General features: G+C 70.6%; 11 protein-coding genes and 1 tRNA gene. 2 read left to right on the forward strand and 10 right to left on the reverse strand.

The window, feature by feature from the left end; genetic code table 11:
* Window positions 1–7: 7 nt before the first annotated feature.
* Entirely contained in the window at window positions 8–265 is a 258-nt protein-coding gene (locus N4G66_RS15675) for a hypothetical protein (protein WP_261704712.1), read from the reverse strand.
* 143 nt (window positions 266–408) lie between these two features.
* On the opposite strand from N4G66_RS15675, the gene N4G66_RS15680 reads away from it, so the two are divergent.
* On the forward strand, window positions 409–1,971 hold the full coding sequence (locus N4G66_RS15680; protein WP_261704713.1) for an APC family permease: 1,563 nt from the start codon (window positions 409–411) through the stop codon (window positions 1,969–1,971).
* 21 nt (window positions 1,972–1,992) lie between these two features.
* Here the strand turns inward: N4G66_RS15680 and N4G66_RS15685 are convergent, their stop codons facing one another.
* From N4G66_RS15685 to N4G66_RS15725, 9 genes are all read right to left on the reverse strand, one after another.
* On the reverse strand, window positions 1,993–3,606 hold the full coding sequence (locus N4G66_RS15685; protein WP_261704714.1) for an MFS transporter: 1,614 nt from the start codon (window positions 3,604–3,606) through the stop codon (window positions 1,993–1,995).
* Between the two features lie 258 nt (window positions 3,607–3,864).
* Window positions 3,865–4,356: a MarR family winged helix-turn-helix transcriptional regulator gene (locus tag N4G66_RS15690; protein ID WP_261704715.1), complete on the reverse strand. Its 492-nt coding sequence runs from the start codon at window positions 4,354–4,356 to the stop codon at window positions 3,865–3,867.
* A gap of 224 nt (window positions 4,357–4,580) precedes the next feature.
* Window positions 4,581–6,422, reverse strand: coding sequence for a hypothetical protein (locus tag N4G66_RS15695; protein ID WP_261704716.1), 1,842 nt, complete (start codon window positions 6,420–6,422; stop codon window positions 4,581–4,583).
* A 525-nt stretch (window positions 6,423–6,947) separates the two neighbouring features.
* Window positions 6,948–7,021, reverse strand: a tRNA-Thr gene (locus N4G66_RS15700).
* 108 nt (window positions 7,022–7,129) lie between these two features.
* Window positions 7,130–8,713 carry an alpha/beta hydrolase gene (locus N4G66_RS15705; protein ID WP_261704717.1) on the reverse strand — a complete coding sequence of 528 codons (1,584 nt, stop codon included), beginning with the start codon at window positions 8,711–8,713 and terminating at the stop codon, window positions 7,130–7,132.
* A 271-nt stretch (window positions 8,714–8,984) separates the two neighbouring features.
* Complete coding sequence (locus N4G66_RS15710; RefSeq protein WP_261704718.1) at window positions 8,985–10,190, reverse strand: DNA polymerase III subunit delta'; 1,206 nt, start codon at window positions 10,188–10,190, stop codon at window positions 8,985–8,987.
* Window positions 10,191–10,527: 337 nt separating this feature from the next.
* On the reverse strand, window positions 10,528–13,911 hold the full coding sequence (tmk, locus tag N4G66_RS15715; RefSeq protein WP_261704719.1) for a dTMP kinase: 3,384 nt from the start codon (window positions 13,909–13,911) through the stop codon (window positions 10,528–10,530).
* 219 nt (window positions 13,912–14,130) lie between these two features.
* Window positions 14,131–16,926, reverse strand: a complete 2,796-nt coding sequence (gene topA / locus N4G66_RS15720) for a type I DNA topoisomerase (RefSeq protein ID WP_261704720.1) — start codon at window positions 16,924–16,926, stop codon at window positions 14,131–14,133.
* A gap of 248 nt (window positions 16,927–17,174) precedes the next feature.
* Complete coding sequence (locus N4G66_RS15725) at window positions 17,175–17,372, reverse strand: hypothetical protein (protein WP_261704721.1); 198 nt, start codon at window positions 17,370–17,372, stop codon at window positions 17,175–17,177.
* Between the two features lie 521 nt (window positions 17,373–17,893).
* On the opposite strand from N4G66_RS15725, the gene N4G66_RS15730 reads away from it, so the two are divergent.
* On the forward strand, window positions 17,894–18,127 hold the full coding sequence (locus N4G66_RS15730) for a hypothetical protein (protein WP_261704722.1): 234 nt from the start codon (window positions 17,894–17,896) through the stop codon (window positions 18,125–18,127).
* Window positions 18,128–18,254 lie beyond the last annotated feature (127 nt).

Below are 18,254 nucleotides of genomic sequence, written 5' to 3' on the forward strand. Positions count from 1 at the left end.
GGTCCGGTCAGCCCGCGTACGCGCCTCTGACCTCGAAGTGCTCGACGGCGGGCGGCCCGGCCATCCAGTTCCTCAGGCCCGCCCGGAACTCACGGAACTCCGCGATCGCGGGCAGCGGATTCTCGGTCCCGTCCGCGAGTTCCAGCCGAGCGACATAGGTGACACCGTCGGGCAGCCGGTACGAGGCATCCCGCCGCGCTCGTGCCGGGACAGGGGTGGGAGCCGGTTCACGGGTGGAACCCGCAGCTCGACTACCGGTTGGCAACGAGCGGGTTCATGCTGGTGGGAGCGGCCCGGTGCCCCCGGACTTCCTCGGTGATCCCCGGGGATCACCGAGGAAGTCCGGAGCCGGGGACAGCGGGCGCCCGGTCCACCACCGGCGGGCGCCACAAGGTTCCGGAGGGCGCCATGAGCTCACCATCCGTCCCGCCGCCCGCACCGCTCCCTCCACTGGGACCGGGGGCCACGGACAAGGGCCTCAAGGGTGGCGCCCTGGGTCTGTTCTCCAGCACGGTGATCGGGCTGGCCTCCACCGCCCCCGCCTACAGCCTCGCGGCGACCCTCGGCGTCATCGTCGGAATCGTGGGCTTCCAGTCACCGATCGTGATCGTGCTGGCGTTCATCCCGATGTTCCTGATCGCCTACGGCTACAAGGAACTCAACCGGGCCGACCCCGACTGCGGCACCACGTTCACCTGGGCGGCCAGGGCCTTCGGCCCCCGTACCGGCTGGCTGGGCGGCTGGGGCATCGTCGCGGCCGACATCATCGTGATGGCCAACCTGGCCCAGATCGCCGGCGCGTACGGCTTCCAGCTCATCGGCGCGGACGGGCTGGCGCAGAACACGTTCTGGGTCACCGTGGTCGGCGTCCTGTGGATCGCCGTCATGACCCTGATCTGCTACATCGGCATCGAGCTCTCGGCCAACCTGCAGAAGGCGCTGCTCACCATCGAGATCGTGGTGCTCTGTCTGCTGGCGGTCACCGCCCTGGTCAAGGTGTACGGCGGTACGGCACCGGCGGTCTCGTCGGAGATCTCGTGGTCGTGGTTCAACCCCTTCGAGATCAACTCCTTCGACGACCTGACCAAGAGCATCCTCGCCGGAGTGTTCATCTACTGGGGCTGGGACACCGCGGTGTCCGTGAACGAGGAGACCGTCGACCGCGACCGCACCCCGGGCCGCGCGGCCGTCATCTCCACCGTCATCCTGCTGCTCGTCTACCTCATGGTCACCACGTCCGCGCAGGCGTTCGCCGGAGTGGGCGAGCACGGCATCGGCCTGGGGAACCCGGACAACTCCGGAGACGTCCTCTCCAGTCTCGGTTCCGAGGTCTTCGGCACCGGGGGCTGGGGCACGGTCGCCACGAAGCTTCTGATCGTGATGGTCCTCACCTCGGCGGCGGCCTCCACCCAGACGACCATCCTCCCCACGGCCCGCACCACCCTGTCCATGGCCGCGTTCAAGGCCATCCCTCAGCGCTTCGCCCGCATCCACCCCCGGTTCCTCACCCCGACCTGGTCCACCGTGGGCATGGGCCTGGCCTCGATCGCCTTCTACGTCATGCTGACCCGGGTGAGCGAGAACGTCCTGGCCGACTCCATCGGCTCGGTCGGACTGATGATCGCCTTCTACTACGGTCTCACCGGCTTCGCCTGCGTCTGGTACTACCGCAGGGTGCTGACCCGCAGCCCGCGCGACCTCTGGACGCGCGGGATCATGCCGGGCCTCGGCGGCGCCATGCTCCTGTACTTCTTCATCAACGCCTGCTTCGTGTACGCGGCCGCCGACTACGGCAGCACGTCGTGGACCCTGCCGTTCCCGCCGCACTGGCAATTCGGCGGCGTCTTCGTCACCGGCATCGGCGCACTCCTCCTCGGAGCCGTCCTGATGTTCCTGTACAGCGCGTTCCGCCCGAGCTACTTCCGCAAGGAGACGATCGCGGTCTCGTCCCACGACCCGGGCGGCCACTGACGGTGTTCCGGAGTGCCGGCGTCAGGCCGTTGCGCCCACCGCGACGTCCGGCGAGCCGTCGGGACGTACCCCAGCGTCCTCGTCGACGTCCGGCGGAATGGTCGACAGCGCGCTGGCGTGCAGATCCTTCGTACGCAGCATGGTGAAGCCGACGAGCGCGGCGGTGAACCCGAGGATCGCGCTCAGGGTCATGGCGCCGTGGAAGGCGCTCATGAACGCGTCCTGCCCGGTGGCCAGCACCTTGTCGCGCAGGGGCCCCGCGGCCTCGGCGACGGCGTCCAGGGAGCCGGCACTGATGCCGTGGGCGGCCTGCTCCGCGGCTGCGTTCCCCATCTGCCTGCCGACCGCGGAGGACGTGAAGTCCTGGGACACGCCGTGCTGGAAGTACGCGCCGACGCCGGCGATGCCGACGGCGATACCGACCTGCTGGAAGGTCTCGTTGATGCCGGAGGCGACACCGGCCCTGGCCGGTTCCGTGACGCCGATGGCCAGCGCGGCCCTGGCCGGGTTGAAGGCGCCCATGCCGAAGCCGGCGATGACCAGCGCCGGGACGAGCACGGTCCAGGACGAGTCGGCCCTGGTCAGGTTCAGGAACAGAATGCCGATGCCCATGACCAGGGTCGAGCCGCCCAGCAGCACCCGGAAGGGGACCTTGCCGATGAGACCGCCGCCGAGGGCACCGGCCACGAACATCGCGCCGGTCAGCGGCAGGAACCGCAGACCCGTGCCCCAGGCGTCGACATGCAGCATGTTCTCCAGGTAGCTGGTCTCGAAGAACACCGACGGCAGGGCTCCGGCGTTGCCGATCATGGCGACGAGCGAGATGCCCACGAAGGTGGGGCTGCGGAAGAACGCGGGGTCGATCAGCGCGCGCTCGCCCAGCCGCCGCTCGATGACGACGAAGAGAACCAGGAAGAGCACGCTGCCCGCGTACAGGCCGAGCGTGGTGCCGCTGGTCCAGCCCTCCACGGGCCCGCGGATGGTGGCGAGGACCAGCGCTCCGAGCGCGACGCTGAAGGTGGCGAGACCGGCCCAGTCGGTGGGGTGGGCCCGCCTGTTGAGCGACTCGCGGACACGCAGGGCACCGACGAGGAGGGCGATCGCACCGACCGGAACGTTGATGTAGAAGATCCAGCGCCAGGACAGCGCGTTGATCAGCGAGCCGCCGATGAGCGGGCCGGTGGCGACGGCGAGACCGACGGCGGCGCCGAACGCGGTGAAGGCGGTCGCCCGCTCCTTGCCGTGGAACTCGTGACTGAGCATCGCCGGACCGACCGCGAACATGATGGCGGCGCCGACACCCTGGACGGCCCGGAACCAGCTCAGTTGCCCGGCACCGTCGGCCAGACCGCAGGCCAGGGAAGCGGCGGTGAAGACGGCGAAACCGACCTGGAAGACCTTCTTGCGGCCGATCCGGTCGGCGATCGAGCCCGCCGCCACCAGGAAGATCGCCAGCGTGAGGGCGTAGGCGTCGAACACCCACTGCAGGTCGGCGAAGCTGCTTCCCAGGGAGCGGTGGATCTGCGGGAGCGCGATCGACACCACGCTCAGATCGAGCATCAGCATGAACGAGCCCAACGCGACGATCCCGAGTGTCCACCACCTCGTGGGCGATAACGCGCGTTCTGCGGACATACGAGAGCCTTCCGATCAGTGGGATCTCTAGATGATGGAAATCTAGATGATAGAAAAGCCGTACGTCAACGACCGTGACGGTCGGTAGCGACCGACAGGGCGACCGGCCGACGGCCCATCGCCGGCCCGCGGGCGCTCACCCGAAATGACGGTCACGGGCACGACAAAAGCCCGCGGCGCCGGTTTCACGCGGCACCGCGGGCTTCCTCGAGGACGTGTGTGTCGGCCGGAACGTGTGCGCCAGTCGGAACGCGTATGTCAGTCGGAGCAGACGGACGCGGGCCAGCGGCCCGCCATCAGCACGCCGAGCATCTTGCGCAGCGCCTCGCGCTCATCCTCCGCGAGCACGCCGAAGAAGGCCGACTCGACCTCCGTGGCCACCCGGTCAGCCGTCGCGAGCGCCTCACGTCCGGACTCGGTCAGGATCAGGTTGTAGCGCCGCCGGTCGGCCGGGTTGCGGCGGCGCTCGACATGCCCGTTGCGCTCCATCTCGTCGATCACGGTCACGACCGTGGTGGGATCGAGATTGAGCAGCCGGCTCAGGTCCTGCTGAGAGAGTTCGGGCCCGCCGGCCAGGGCCGCCAGCACGAAGAAGTCGCGGATGCGCATACCGACCGAGCCCAGCGCCTTCTCCACGTCCTCCACCAGCACCAGCCCCGCCTTGTGGAGCAGATAGCCGGGACGCTCGGCGATGAGGAAGTCCTTCCGGGGGGAAGCCCCGTGCTGCTCGGCGTTGCCGCTGCGCACCATGAGCCGACTCCTTCGATCGTGGCAGTCTCCACCATCGAAGATACAACGATTCCGGCACCACCGAACCAGCAGCCCGCGCGGAATTCCCGGCGCTGAGTGCAGCTACGGGGAACATCCTGCTGCAGGCGGAGCTCCTGGTGGCGCGTAGCCAAGCGGCCGCAAAGGCGAAGGGCGCCCCGGAGGTTCCCGGGGCGCCCTTCGCCGTGGTCGTCGCAAAAGGCTGCTCAGCGCACGTCCACGTAGTCGTGGTAGCTCTCGGCGTCCACGTACGAGCCGGACGCGACGTAGAACCCGACCCAGGTGCCGTCCTGCTTCGCGGTGAAGCGGGCGGTGAAGTGGCCGTGCGAGTCGGTCTTGACGGAGCCCAATTCGGTCCAGGACTTCTTGCCCTTGGCCTGGAAGAGGATGTGGACGCGCTGCTTGTCGAACGCCACCCACTTCGTGCCGCTCAGCCGCTGCAAGGTGCCGGTGGTGGTCACGGTGTGACCCTTGCGCACCGGCTCGGGACCGGCGTTGAAGCCGGTGATCCGGGTGGCGGTGCGGTTGAAGTGTACGGAGTTGGAGTAGCCGGACTGGTAGTCCGACGACCCTGCCGAGTACAGCCGCCAGTAGCCCTTCGGCACCGACACGTACCCGTCGAGGTTGAAGGTGCCGTCGGACTTCGCGGTGAACCAGCCGAGTGACTTCCAGCCGGTCTTGCCGTCGGCCGACTGCTGGAGGTACAGCTTCCGGTTCGGCGGCACCTTGCCGTTGCTGGCGTTCATGCTGCCCTGAATGTGGAGGTCGGAGTACTCGTCGATCCAGCTCGAACAGAAGCAGATGTTCGTCTTGTTGATGACGTCGACCTTGAACTGCGCGTGCGAGGCGGTCAGATACGGGTCGGCCAGGTAGCTGTCGCGAGTGGTCTCGACCGTGAACGTGCCGTCGTCGTACGGGATGTACGGGTCGGTGAGGGTGAAGCGCCCGCCGGCACCGCTGGTCGCCGTGGCGTAGTAGCCCATGTCGACCGCGACGCCCTTGGCCGGGCGCCAGGTGCCGTCGTACAGGTACTCCACGACACCGGACGAGGACGCCTTGGCGCCGAACTTGATCCGCACGCTGGAGTGGTCCAGCCGAATCCGGCTCGGGCTGACCACGACCGGCAGGGTCTTCGAGTCGACGAGCACATAGGTGTTCGTGCCGTCGGGGTTGGCGATCCAGAAGGAGAGGGAGACCGGCACGGACGTGGCGTTGTCGCCGTTCAACTTCGGTGCCACGTCGATCGCGTAGCTGCCGTCGGCAGCGGTGACGGTGCTGTAGCCGTTCTCGGCCACCACGCTCAGCGTCTTGCCGGCCAGCGGCGAGGTGTCGCCGGTGATCGGGTCGAAGAGCGAGATGCGGCCGCCGAGTGTGACGTGCGTGTGCTCCACGTCCAGCACGGCGGGGCTGATGCTGCGATCGGCGAAGACCGGCTTCGGCTCGACGTCCACGGTGGTGGCGTGCGCCGACGAGCTGCTGTCGGCGTCGCTGTCCTGGGCGCTGACCGTCACGTCGTAGCTGCCGTACGACGGCAGTTGCGACATGCGAGGCGAGCGCCAGACACCGTCCTGCGGCGTGCCGGAGACGAGCGTGAAACCGGTGACTGCGATGGTCGCCGGGTCCGTGCCGCGCAGCTCGGTCAGGTCGGCGGACACCTCGGTGATCGCCGAATCGGAGGAGACGGCGACCGTCAGGAAGCCGGCGTCGGAAGGGTCGGAGCCGACGTCGCCGAACACCGGGGCACCGGTGCCGTCGGCGGCAGGCGCGCTGCCGCTCGGGGCGGGCGTCGGGTCTCCGGAGGGCAGGTCGGACGGGGTCGGATCGGCGGAGGTCGGGGTGTCCGACGGTTCACCGATGGGCGGGTCGTACGGGGTCGGGGTGTCCGAAGGAGTGCCGGACGGGGCGCTGGTGGTCGGGTACGCCGGCGTCGGATCAGCCGTCGGATCCGTGGTCGCGGTGGCCGCCGGGTACTGCCCGGGCGTGTCGCCGTCGGCCGCGTACGCCAGCGCCGGCGCGGCGAGGAGCGCGGCGCCCAGTGCAGCGGACACTGCCGCCGACACCAAAGAGCGTGTTCTCACTACTGGATTCCCCCCACGGGAATGGCGCGGCCTCGCTGTCTCGAACATCCGGAGGCCGACCGCGCTCTTTTGTACGGTTGTCGTGAACATCACGCAACGCGTCGGACTCTAGCGGCCGCCCCGACAGGGGAGCGAGCGGGTTTGCGGACTGGCCGAAACCCTCAACCGCCCCTGCCCGCCATGCTGTTGCCGGCGATCGGGGGTCAGTGATCACCGCGCCCGGTTGAAGGAGCGGGATCTCGCGCGTCGCCGGGTCGGCGACGAAGCCCGCCGCGGCGAAGGTGCAGGCGCCGGGCATCACAGGACCCGCGCCGGGGTTGGTACCAAGCGAAGGAGACCGGGCCCAAGGGGGCGGACCGGACTCGCGCGGGCCCCGGATCGGCCCCCACCGGGCCACCACCCTGGCGCCCAATCGGGCAGCGGTTCAGACCACAAAGAGATCACGCAAAAGTAAAAGCCCCAGGTCACGGCGAGTGAGTCCTGAGGCTTCCACAGAGCCGCCTTCGGGATTCGAACCCGAGACCTACGCATTACGAGTGCGTTGCTCTGGCCATCTGAGCTAAGGCGGCGCGCTGCCCACACCTATGGTGCGATCAGCAACGTCGGTAAGTCTACACAGTTTCCGGGGGTGCTCCGCACCCGCCTCGGGGCGTGCGCTCCAGGGGTGCCCGGCAGGGCTATGAGCAGCGCTTTCCCTTCTCGGGAGGGGTGCCCTGGAGGAGGTAGCGGTTGATCGTGGAGTCGATGCAGGTGCTGCCGCGGCCGTAGGCGGTGTGGCCGTCGCCGACGTAGGTGAGGAGGGTCCCGGAGGAGAGCTGGGAGGCGAGGGACTGGGCCCAGGGGTACGGGGTCGCCGGGTCGCGGGTGGTGCCGACGACGAGGATCGGCGCGGCGCCCTTCGCCTCGATGCGGTGGGGCTCGCCGGTGTTCTTCACGGGCCAGTACGCGCAGTTCAGCGAGGCCCAGGCCAGCCCCTCACCGAAGACGGGGGACGCCTTCTCGAAGGCGGGGAGCGCCTGCTCCACCTGGTCCGGGCCGGAGAAGGCGGCAGGCAGGTCGAGGCAGTTCACGGCGGCGTTGGCGGACATCAGGTTCGCGTACTGGCCGTCGGCGTCACGCTCGTAGTAGCTGTCCGAGAGGGCGAGCAGGCCCGCGCCGTCGTTCTTCTTCATCGCGGAGGTGAGCGCGTCACGCAGCTGCGGCCAGGCCGTCTCGTCGTACATCGCCGCGATCACCCCGGTCGTCGCGAGCGCCTCCCCGACCTTGCGGCCGTCCGGGTCGCCCGCCGGGATGGGCTCCTTGTCCAGCTGCTGGAAGAACGCCTTCAGGTTCCTGCCCACCTGATCCGGGCTCGTACCCGCGTCGCCGAGCGGGCAGTCACTGTGCCGCACACAGTCCTTCGCGAAGGACTGGAAAGCCGTCTCGAACCCCGCCGTCTGCTCCTCGTTCAGCTTGCGCGCGGTGAGGGACGGGTCCAGCGCGCCGTCCAGGACGAGCCGGCCCACCCGGTCCGGATAGAGGCCCGCGTACGACGCCCCCAGGAACGTCCCGTACGACGCCCCGACGTAGTTCAGCTTCTCGTCGCCCAGCACGGCCCGCAGGATGTCCATGTCGCGGGCCGCCTCGACAGTGGAGACGTGCCGGAGCAGTTCGGGCGAGTGCTCGCCGCAGCCCTCCGCGAACTTCTTGAACGCCTCGACGAGCTGATCCGTCTCCCGACCGTCGTCCGGAGTGGTGTCCGTCTGCGTGAACGCGTCCATCGCACGGCCGTTGAGGCACTCGACGGGCTCACTGCGGGCCACTCCGCGCGGATCGACCGCGACCATGTCGTAGCGGGCACGGACGTCCGCCGGGTAGCCGATCCCGGCGTGCGACTGGAGATAGCCCACCGCCGAACCGCCCGGCCCGCCCGGATTGACCAGCAGCGAACCGAGGCGCTTGCCCGGCCCCGTGGCCTTCTTGCGGGAGACCGCCAGTCTGACGTCGCCCGAGCCCGGCTTCGCGTAGTCGAGCGGCGCCTTCATCGTGGCGCATTCGAAGCCGGGGACACCGCAACTGCGCCAGTTCAGCTTCTGCTGGTAGTAGGGCGACAGCGCCGAGGGTGTGGCGCGCGGCAGCGCGGTGAGCGCCGCCTCGGTCGCCGCGGCCGTCGTCGTGGAACTCCCCGAGGAGCAGGCGGAGATGAGCAGCACCGCAGCGGCCAGCAGCACGCCGCCCGCACGAAGGGGTCGGGCCGGCCGAGCGGTGCGCCTCATATGCATCTCGCGAGCGTAGCCCTGCGCGATCAATTGATCACCTTCAGTTTCGTAACCGGCTCATACGAGTGAGTCGGTCAACCGGTCGCCGGGCGCGCCACCCCTGACCGGGCCGCCCAGGCCCGCAAGCCACGCAGACCACGCCCGGATGGTCCGGGCCGCACGTCCCGCCCGATGGCCGGGGCCGCACACCGCACCAGGCCCTGCACCACATCATGGAGACATGCGGCGCGGATGGCATGCGGCGCGGATGGCATGCGGCGCGCGTGCAAGGGGATCAGCCCGCCCGGAGCGCCATCGTCATCGCCTCCACGGCGAGCAGCGGGGCAACGTTGCGGTCGAGTGCCTCTCGGCACGCGGCGATCGCGTCGATGCGGCGCAAGGTCGACTCCGGCGAACTGCCGCGGGCCAGCCGCTCCAGCGTGTCCCCCGCCTCCACGTTGGCGATGGCCAGGCGCGAGCCGAGCTGAAGGGCGAGTACGTCGCGGTAGAAGCCGGTGAGGTCGATCAGAGCCAGATCCAGGCTGTCGCGCTGCGTACGCGTTCTTCGGCGCTTCTGCCGGTCCTCCAGCTCCTTCATGACGCCCGCCGTGCCGCGCGGCATCCGGCCGCCCTGCACCGCGCCGAGCGCCGTCTTCAGGTCTTCGGTCTCCTTGACGTCGACTTCCTCGGCGAGCTGCTTCGCGTCCTCCGAAGCCGTGTCGATCAGCTCCTGCGCCGCCTTGAGGCAGCCGCCGATGTCGTCGATCCGCAGCGGGAGTTTGAGGACGGCGGCGCGGCGCTGCCGGGCGCTCGGGTCGGTCGCGAGGCGGCGGGCCCGTCCGATGTGGCCCTGCGTCGCGCGCGCGGCGGCCGCCGCGACGTCGGGCTCGATGCCGTCACGGCGAACGAGGATGTCGGCGACCGCTTCCACCGGCGGGGTGCGCAGTGTGAGCAGCCGGCAGCGGGAGCGGATGGTGGGCAGCACGTCCTCGATGGACGGCGCGCACAGGAGCCAGACCGTGCGGGGAGCGGGCTCCTCGACGGCCTTCAGCAGGACGTTGCCCGCACCTTCCGTGAGGCGGTCCGCGTCCTCCAGGACGATGACCTGCCAGCGGCCGACGGCGGGGGACAGCTGCGCGCGACGGACCAGGTCGCGGGTCTCCTTGACGCCGATGGAGAGCAGGTCGGTGCGGACGATCTGCACATCGGCGTGGGTCCCGACCAGGCTCGTATGACAGCCGTCGCAGAACCCGCAGCCGGGGATTCCGCCGAGCGCGCGGTCGGGGCTCACACACTGCAACGCGGCCGCGAACGCCCGCGCCGCCGTGGAACGGCCCGAACCGGGCGGGCCCGTGAACAGCCAGGCGTGCGTCATCTTGGACGCCTCGGGGAGCGGGGCCTTCGCGGCGACCGCGGTGACAAGGGCGTCGGCGTCCCGGGCAGCGGCGGCGAGCTGCTCGCTCACCTTTTCCTGGCCCACCAGGTCGTCCCACACAGGCATGGGCTCCGCCCTTCCATCGCTTTTTGTCTCGCGTCGTCCATTGTGCGGGTCGCCACTGACAACCGGGCCCCACCCACCCGCTCACCGGACACGGGGAGCCGGACGGGGAGCCGGACGGGGAGCCGGACACCGAGAGCCGCGCGCGGGGAGCGGGATGCATACCGCCGGACCGCAGCCTGCCAGACCCGGCCCACAGGCCGCCGAACGCGAACTGCCCGCCGCCGGACGCCGGGCCGTCGGAGCACCGTCGGGGCCCCGGCATCGCCAGGACCGCCCCGGACCGCCCCGGACCTCGGCGGCGCGTGTTTCCGCGCGCGCCGTGTCCGGCGGCCGGAGACTAGCGGCGCCGCCCGCCGCGCCCCTGGCCCTGCCCCTCGTCCCAGTCGTCCTCGTCCTCGCGCGGGCCCAGCAGTTCGTCCGCCAGGGTCGGGAGGTCGTCGAGCGGGGTCTCCTCGGCCCAGTCGGGGCGGGGCCTGCGGCGCGGGGCGCCCGTCTCGTCCACCTGCGGCAGTTCCCGCGTGCGGTCGACGGGGCCCTCGGGCCCGGCCCCCGGCCGCTCGTCACGGAAGAAGCCCCGGGGCATCCGGTCCGCGGGATCACCGGACGGCGCGTCGGCCCTGGCCCCCGCACCTCCGTCCCGTACCGGAGGAAGGACGGCCGTCTCGTCGGCCGCACCTGAAGCCGGAGAGACGGGCGGCAGCACCGCCGTCTCGTCCGCCGCCCCACCCGGAACCGGCGGCTTCGGCAGCGTGGCCGTGTCCTCGACGTCGGAACGGGACGCCGGACGCTTGGCGGCACGTCCCTCAGCCGGTCGTACGGGCGCAAGCACGGTGGTCTCGTCGGTCGCCGGGTTGGTTACGACCGGCGTGGGCAGCGTCGTCTCGTTGTCCGGCCCGGAAGCCGCCGCGGCCCATGAAGGCCTGGAGGCGGAGGCAGCCGTAGAAGGTGACGGAGACGAAGACGCCGAGACTGTCGAAGACGCACCGGCGTCGCGTCCCGTCCCGGCGCCGGCATCGCGCCCCGTCGTCCCTGTGCCGGCCCCCGGACCGGTCGGGGCACCGCCCCTCGGACCGGCCCCGGTACCCGTCCCGGCGCTCGACACCGCGGCCTCGGCCGAGGCCGCCGCGGCCGCCGAAGCGGCAGCCGCCTCCGCAGCGATCCGTCGGGCCTCCTCGGCGCGCAGCAACGCGTCCTCGGCCTTCCGCTGCTTCTCCAGACGGCGCGCCTCGGCCTCGGCACGCAGCCGCGCCTCCTCCTCGGCCTGCCGGCGCACCCGCTCCTGCTCCGCGGCGCGGGCCTCTTCCTCGGCAAGCAGCCGGACCCGCTCCTCCTCGGCCCGACGGCGGGCCTCCTCGGCACGCTGCCGGGCCTCCTCCGCCTGGCGCTCGGCCTCGCGGCGCTGGGCCTCTTCCAGCTCGCGCTGCTTGCGCTCCTCTTCCTCGGCGCGCAGTTTCGCGAGCTGCGCCTGGCGCTCGCGTTCCAGGCGCTCCTCCTCCGCCTTGCGGGCGGCCTCTTCCTCGGCCTTGCGCCGGGCTTCCTCCTCGGCCGCCCTGCGCGCCTCCTCCTGGGCCTTCACCTCGGCCTCGGAGAGGGGCAGCATCACGTCGAGCCGGTGCCGAACGACCGTGGTGACGGCCTCGGGCTCCTGCGCGGCGTCGACGACCAGGTAGCGGCTCGGGTCGGCGGCGGCGAGCGTCAGGAAACCGGACCGCACGCGCGTGTGGAACTCGACGGGCTCCGACTCCAGCCGGTCGGGCGCCTCGGTGAACCGCTCGCGGGCGGCTTCCGGCGACACGTCCAGCAGCACGGTCAGATGCGGTACGAGCCCGTCCGTCGCCCACCGGTTGATCCGGGCGATCTCCGTCGGGGACAGGTCGCGGCCGGCGCCCTGGTAGGCGACGGAGGAGTCGATGTAGCGGTCGGAGATGACGATGGCGCCCCGCTCCAGCGCGGGCCGCACCACGGTGTCGACGTGCTCCGCTCGGTCGGCGGCGTACAGCAGCGCCTCGGCGCGGTGCGAGAGGCCCGCGGACGACACGTCGAGGAGGATCGAGCGCAGCCGCTTGCCGACCGGCGTGGCGCCCGGCTCGCGGGTCACGACGACCTCGTGGCCCTTGGCCCGGATCCAGTCGGCGATTGCCTGAGCCTGGGTGGACTTGCCGGCCCCGTCGCCGCCCTCCAGGGCGATGAAGAAGCCGCTCGTCGCGGCGACCTGTGCCGGGTCGTCACCGCCGCGCAGCGCGTCCAGCAGGTCCTTGCGCAGCGGCACCCCGGAACGGTCGTCGACCTTGGCGAGCACCACGGCGGCGACGGGCAGCAGGAGTGCGCCGACCAGCATGAGGGTGAAGGCGGCGCCGCCGTGCGCGAACACGAACTTGCCGCTTTCCAGGCGGTGCGGGCCGATCGCGGCGGCCACCAGCGGCGCCACGATCGCACCGACCGCCACGAAGACCCGTACGACCGCGTGAAGGTGTTCGGTCGTGCGGGCCCGGCGGTAGTCCTCGGCCTCCTGGTCGAGGAGCGCGTGCCCGGTGTTGGCGGCGACACCCGCGCCGGTACCGGCGAAGGCGACGATGAGCAGCACGGTGGTGACATCCGGGACCAGGCCGGCGACCAGCAGCGCGACCCCGGTGAAGGCGATCGCGAGCGCGAGCAGCCTGCGCCGCGACAGCGACGGAAGCAGCGCGGGTGCCGTGCGGATGCCGACGACGACGCCGCCGGTCAGGGCCAGCACCAGCAGCCCGTACGTCACCGGTCCGCCGCCCAGGTCGATGGCGTCCAGCACGGAGACCGCGACGGCGGCCGAGATCGCCCCGGCGACGGCCGCGCAGGCCGGCACCAGGAGCGGGATCGCGCCGGTGCGGCCCTTGTCGATGCCGGTGCCCGTCTTCGGGCGGCGCAGCCCTTCGAGCGGCGACCGCGCGCGGGGGGTTCGGGCGTCGGGCAGTTCGAGGAACGTGATCACCGACAGGGACGCCGCGAACAGTCCGGCCGCGACGTACGAGGCGAGCGCCGCCTGGTGCTGGTCGAACCAGTCGATCCCGGCGCCCAGCAGGTTGCTGACCAGGGAGACGACGACCAGGGCGACGGCCGCGATCGGTACCGCGACGAACGCCGTACGCAGGGACAGCCGCCGCAACGCGTCCATGTGGTCCGGCAGCGGGCGCACCGTGGCACCCTCCAGCGGTGGCGCGGGCAGCAGCGCGGGCGCCGCGCTCTCCCGGCACACCGTCCAGAACCGCTCGGCGACTCCGGACACGAAGACGATGACCAGCAGGACGGCGAGCGCGTTGTCCGGGGTCCAGTCGATGAAAAGCGGCGCGACGATGAGGAGCGCGGCCCGCAGGCCGTCGGCTCCGAGCATGGTCCAGCGCCGGTCGAGGAGCCCGTCGGGGGAGGTCAGCGACGTCAGCGGCCCGAGGAGCACGGCTCCGAAGAGCAGTGTCGCGAGGACACGTGCTCCGAAGACAGCCGCCACGGCGAGGGCGGCCCCGCGGGCGCCACCGCCGAAGGAACCCTCGGAGATCGCCGCCTGGAGGGCGAGGACGACCAGGACGAGCAGGGCCAGTGCGTCCGCGACACCTCCCACGAGGTGTGCGCTCCACAACCGCTTCAGCTGCGGTTGACGGAGCAGGGCGCGGACGGCACGCTCGCGTGAATCCGCGACCAGGGAGTCGTCGGGGGCCCAATTCTGGGCCGTTGGCTGCTCGGCTCGCGTCATCCTGCCAGCCTATCCGGACCCACTGACTCCCCGGAGGGCTGCCCGAACATACGGACGCCCCCACACCAAATGGTGTAGAGGCGTCCACTTCTCCGACATGGGACCGAGCCCGGTGAAGGCCGACGAAATCGCGGAAATTCCTGAGGCCTGAGGAGCGGGACCCCGCAGGATTCGGTCGGTGCCTCAGCCTTCGGGGCGCCACCGGGTTCGGCCGGTCGCTCAGCCTTCGGAGGCCGCCGTCTTCTTCGCGGCGGTCTTCTTGGCGGGCGCCTTCTTGGCTGCCGTCTTCGAAGCCGTCGTCTTGGCGGCCGTCTTCTTGGCCGGTGCCTTCTTGGCGGGCGCCTTCTTCGCGGTCTTCTTGGCCGGACCCTTGGCACGCTTCTCGGCGAGCAGCTCGTAGCCGCGCTCCGGCGTGATGTCCTCGACGCTGTCGTCGGAACGCAGCGTCGCGTTGGTCTCGCCATCGGTCACGTACGGCCCGAAACGGCCGTCCTTGACCACGACCGGCTTCCCGCTGACCGGGTCCTCGCCCAGCTCCTTCAGCGGCGGCTTGGCTGCCGCACGACCCCGCTGCTTGGGCTGGGAGTAGATCTCCAGCGCCTCTTCCAGCGTGATGGTGAAGAGCTGGTCCTCCGCGGTGAGCGAGCGCGAGTCCGTGCCCTTCTTCAGGTACGGCCCGTAGCGCCCGTTCTGCGCGGTGATCTCGACGCCCTCGGCGTCCTTGCCGACGACGCGCGGCAGGGACATCAGCTTGAGGGCGTCGTCCAGGGTCACCGTGTCGACCGCCATCGACTTGAACAGCGAGGCGGTACGCGGCTTGACGGCGTTCTTGCCCGTCTTCGGGGTGCCCTCGGGGAGCACCTCGGTGACGTACGGGCCGTAGCGGCCGTCCCTGGCGATGATCTGGCGGCCCGTCTCGGGGTCGGCGCCGAGCTCGAAGTCACCGCTCGGCTTGGCGAGCAGCTCCTCGGCGAGGTCGACCGTCAGCTCGTCCGGAGCCAGATCCTCGGGCACATCGGCGCGCTGGTGGTTCTCGGAGTCCTTCTCGCCGCGCTCGACGTACGGACCGTAGCGGCCGACGCGCAGCACGATGTCGTTGCCGACCGGGAAGGAGGACACCTCGCGGGCGTCGATGGCGCCCAGGTCGGTGACGAGCTCCTTGAGACCGCCCAGGTGGTCGCCGTCGCCGTTGCCGGCCTCGGCGGCGCCGGTCGCCTCGCCCTCACCGAAGTAGAACCGCCGCAGCCACGGCACGGCCTGCGCCTCACCGCGTGCGATGCGGTCGAGGTCGTCCTCCATCTTGGCGGTGAAGTCGTAGTCGACGAGCCGCCCGAAGTGCTTCTCCAGGAGGTTGACCACGGCGAACGACAAGAAGGAGGGCACCAGGGCCGTCCCCTTCTTGAAGACGTAACCGCGATCGAGGATCGTGCCGATGATCGACGCGTACGTCGACGGACGGCCGATCTCGCGCTCTTCGAGCTCCTTGACCAGCGACGCCTCGGTGTAGCGGGCCGGCGGCTTGGTGGCGTGGCCGTCGACCGTGATCTCCTCGGCGGACAGCGGGTCGCCCTCGCCGACCTGCGGGAGGCGGCGCTCGCGGTCGTCGAGCTCGGCGTTCGGGTCGTCCGCGCCCTCGACGTACGCCTTCAGGAAGCCGTGGAAGGTGATCGTCTTGCCGGACGCGCTGAACTCGGCGTCGCGGCCGTCGGCGGCCCGGCCCGCGATCTTCACGGTGACGGAGTTGCCGACCGCATCCTTCATCTGGGAGGCGACGGTCCGCTTCCAGATCAGCTCGTACAGCCTGAACTGGTCGCCGGTCAGTCCCGTTTCGGCCGGGGTACGGAAACGATCACCCGAGGGGCGGATCGCTTCGTGCGCCTCCTGCGCGTTCTTGACCTTCCCGGCGTACGTACGCGGCTGCGCCGGCAGGTAGTCGGCGCCGTACAGCTGCGTGACCTGGGCGCGGGCGGCCGTGATCGCCGTGCCCGACAGGGTCGTGGAGTCCGTACGCATGTAGGTGATGAAGCCGTTCTCGTACAGCTTCTGCGCCACCTGCATGGTCGACTTCGCACCGAAGCCGAGCTTGCGCGAGGCCTCCTGCTGGAGCGTCGTCGTACGGAACGGCGCGTACGGCGAGCGGCGGTAGGGCTTGGACTCGACCGAGCGGACCGCGAAGTTCGTGTCCTGGAGGGCGGCGGCGAGCGCACGGGCGTTCGTCTCGTCCAGGTGGAGCGTGTTCGCGCTCTTGATCTGGCCCAGCGAGTCGAAGTCGCGGCCCTGAGCTACGCGCTTGCCGTCGACCGAGGTGAGGCGGGCGACCAGGTTGGACGGGTCGCTGGCGTCACCGGTGCGGCCGGTGCCGAAAGTGCCGTTCAGGTCCCAGTACTCGGCGGAACGGAAGGCGATGCGCTCGCGCTCCCGCTCGACGACGAGCCGGGTCGCCACGGACTGGACGCGGCCGGCCGACAGCCGCGGCATGACCTTCTTCCACAGGACCGGCGAGACCTCGTAGCCGTACAGGCGGTCGAGGATGCGGCGGGTCTCCTGGGCGTCGACCATGCGCTTGTTCAGCTCGCGCGGGTTTTCGACGGCGCTGCGGATCGCGTCCTTGGTGATCTCGTGGAAGACCATCCGGTGGACGGGAACCTTGGGCTTGAGGACCTCCAGGAGGTGCCATGCGATGGCCTCGCCCTCGCGGTCCTCATCGGTGGCGAGGAAGAGCTCGTCGGAGTCCTTCAGCAGGTCCTTGAGCTTCTTGACCTGGGCCTTCTTGTCGGCGTTGACCACATAGATCGGCTGGAAGTCGTTGTCGACGTCCACACCGAGGCGGCGGACCTCACCGGTGTACTTCTCGGGCACCTCCGCGGCGCCGCTGGGGAGGTCACGGATGTGCCCGACGCTCGCTTCGACGACATAGCCGGGGCCGAGATAGCCCTTGATCGTCTTCGCCTTGGCGGGCGACTCGACGATTACGAGTCGGCGGCCGCCGTGTGCGGTGTCGCTGGTCGGGGACAACTTCGCTCTTCTCTCCGGTCGACGCGGAATCTCCCCGGGGCTTGATTCCCGAGGGATCGGGTCATGCTGACGCTGCGGAGTGTGACGGTACATCCCGCCCCCGTGTCAAACGGGAAAAGCCCGCAACGGCCACTCGAACGGTAACCCGACTACCGCCATTCCTGCCGCCCGGAGTGTCGACCGGCTCTTTCGGGCCTATCCGGAGGGTAACTTCCCAGTTACCCGAGTGGTGGTCCTCACGCGCGGTCTCACCCGCGCGTGAAGCACCACATTCCGAGCGCCAGCGCCGCGCTTCCGGCGACGCTCGTGAGGGTCGCCGATGCGACGCGGTTCACACCGTGGGCAACCGGCTCACCTTGCCGCACCCGGACCACGGTCCAGGACACGAGTCCGCCTCCGAACAGGGCGAACGCCACCCCCGCGAAGATCGCCGGTCCGTTTTCCATGGCTCTGCCCTTCCGCCCCGAGTCCTCAGGCTCGGGAGGCTGACACGCCCTGGCAGCGTACGTACGAACCCACGGTGAACGCCGGGCAACCGGCATCCCATGAGGCGCCCACACCGCACCCGGCGCCGTCGTCCACCCCGGCCGTCCTCTTCTGATCGACGCGGCCCGCAGCGCGCGCGACTGTGGCGAATCCGTCGTTCCAGTCCCCTCGCCGCCCGGCCCGCCGACCGCCTTCGCCTGCGTTCTCGCTCGCCCGACTCACCTCGAACCTGCCACCACGGGTCTTCCCCCGCAGCCGATCCCCCTTCTTCTCGCCCGTTCCGCAGGCCATTTCCCGCAACCCAAGTCCGCCTGCGTGTCCCGATGCGTCTTCGTCTGCGTCTCCGTGTCCATGTCCGTCTCCATGTCCATGCCCGTGGTGCGGCGCCGAGGTCGAGGTCCGACGGTCACCGGCGGTATCCGCGCGACGCGCAGGGCAACGCCGTCCGAGCACAGGACATGGCCGAGATCGGGCGGACTGGGTGGGGAGGCTCGCCACGGCGAACCGGGGGCGTGAGGGCCGGGGTGCCTGGATCCCGACGAAGGCGGTGGCTACGGCGGAGGCGACGGCTCTGGACCACTGCGGTGGCGGTGGCTACAGCGGAGGCAACGGCTACGGCTACGGCTACGGCTACGGCTACGGCTGGATGCTCTGCTACCGCGGCGGCATTTCGACTGCGACGGCGATGGAGATGGCGTTGAGCGGGGGTTCGTGAGGCGCCGGATGACGCGCGGCGCCGCAGTCGGCGAGGTGAGCGGCCTGGCCGCGAGGGACGGCCGGAAGCGTCCGCCGCCATCGGATGTTGGCCGGTTTCCTCTCCCGGTCGAGGATGCCGATCCGGT

The sequence above is a fragment of the Streptomyces rhizosphaerihabitans genome (genome assembly GCF_025399795.1).
Classification (GTDB): Bacteria; Actinomycetota; Actinomycetes; order Streptomycetales; family Streptomycetaceae; genus Streptomyces; species Streptomyces rhizosphaerihabitans.

Coding starts and splice junctions, on each gene's coding strand:
- N4G66_RS15680 (WP_261704713.1), top strand. CDS start 409: ATGAGCTCACCATCCGTCCCGCCGCCCGCACCGCTCCCTCCACTGGGA.
- N4G66_RS15685 (WP_261704714.1), bottom strand. CDS start 3,606: ATGTCCGCAGAACGCGCGTTATCGCCCACGAGGTGGTGGACACTCGGG.
- N4G66_RS15690 (WP_261704715.1), bottom strand. CDS start 4,356: ATGGTGCGCAGCGGCAACGCCGAGCAGCACGGGGCTTCCCCCCGGAAG.
- N4G66_RS15705 (WP_261704717.1), bottom strand. CDS start 8,713: ATGCATATGAGGCGCACCGCTCGGCCGGCCCGACCCCTTCGTGCGGGC.
- N4G66_RS15710 (WP_261704718.1), bottom strand. CDS start 10,190: ATGCCTGTGTGGGACGACCTGGTGGGCCAGGAAAAGGTGAGCGAGCAG.
- tmk (WP_261704719.1), bottom strand. CDS start 13,911: ATGACGCGAGCCGAGCAGCCAACGGCCCAGAATTGGGCCCCCGACGAC.
- N4G66_RS15725 (WP_261704721.1), bottom strand. CDS start 17,372: ATGGAAAACGGACCGGCGATCTTCGCGGGGGTGGCGTTCGCCCTGTTC.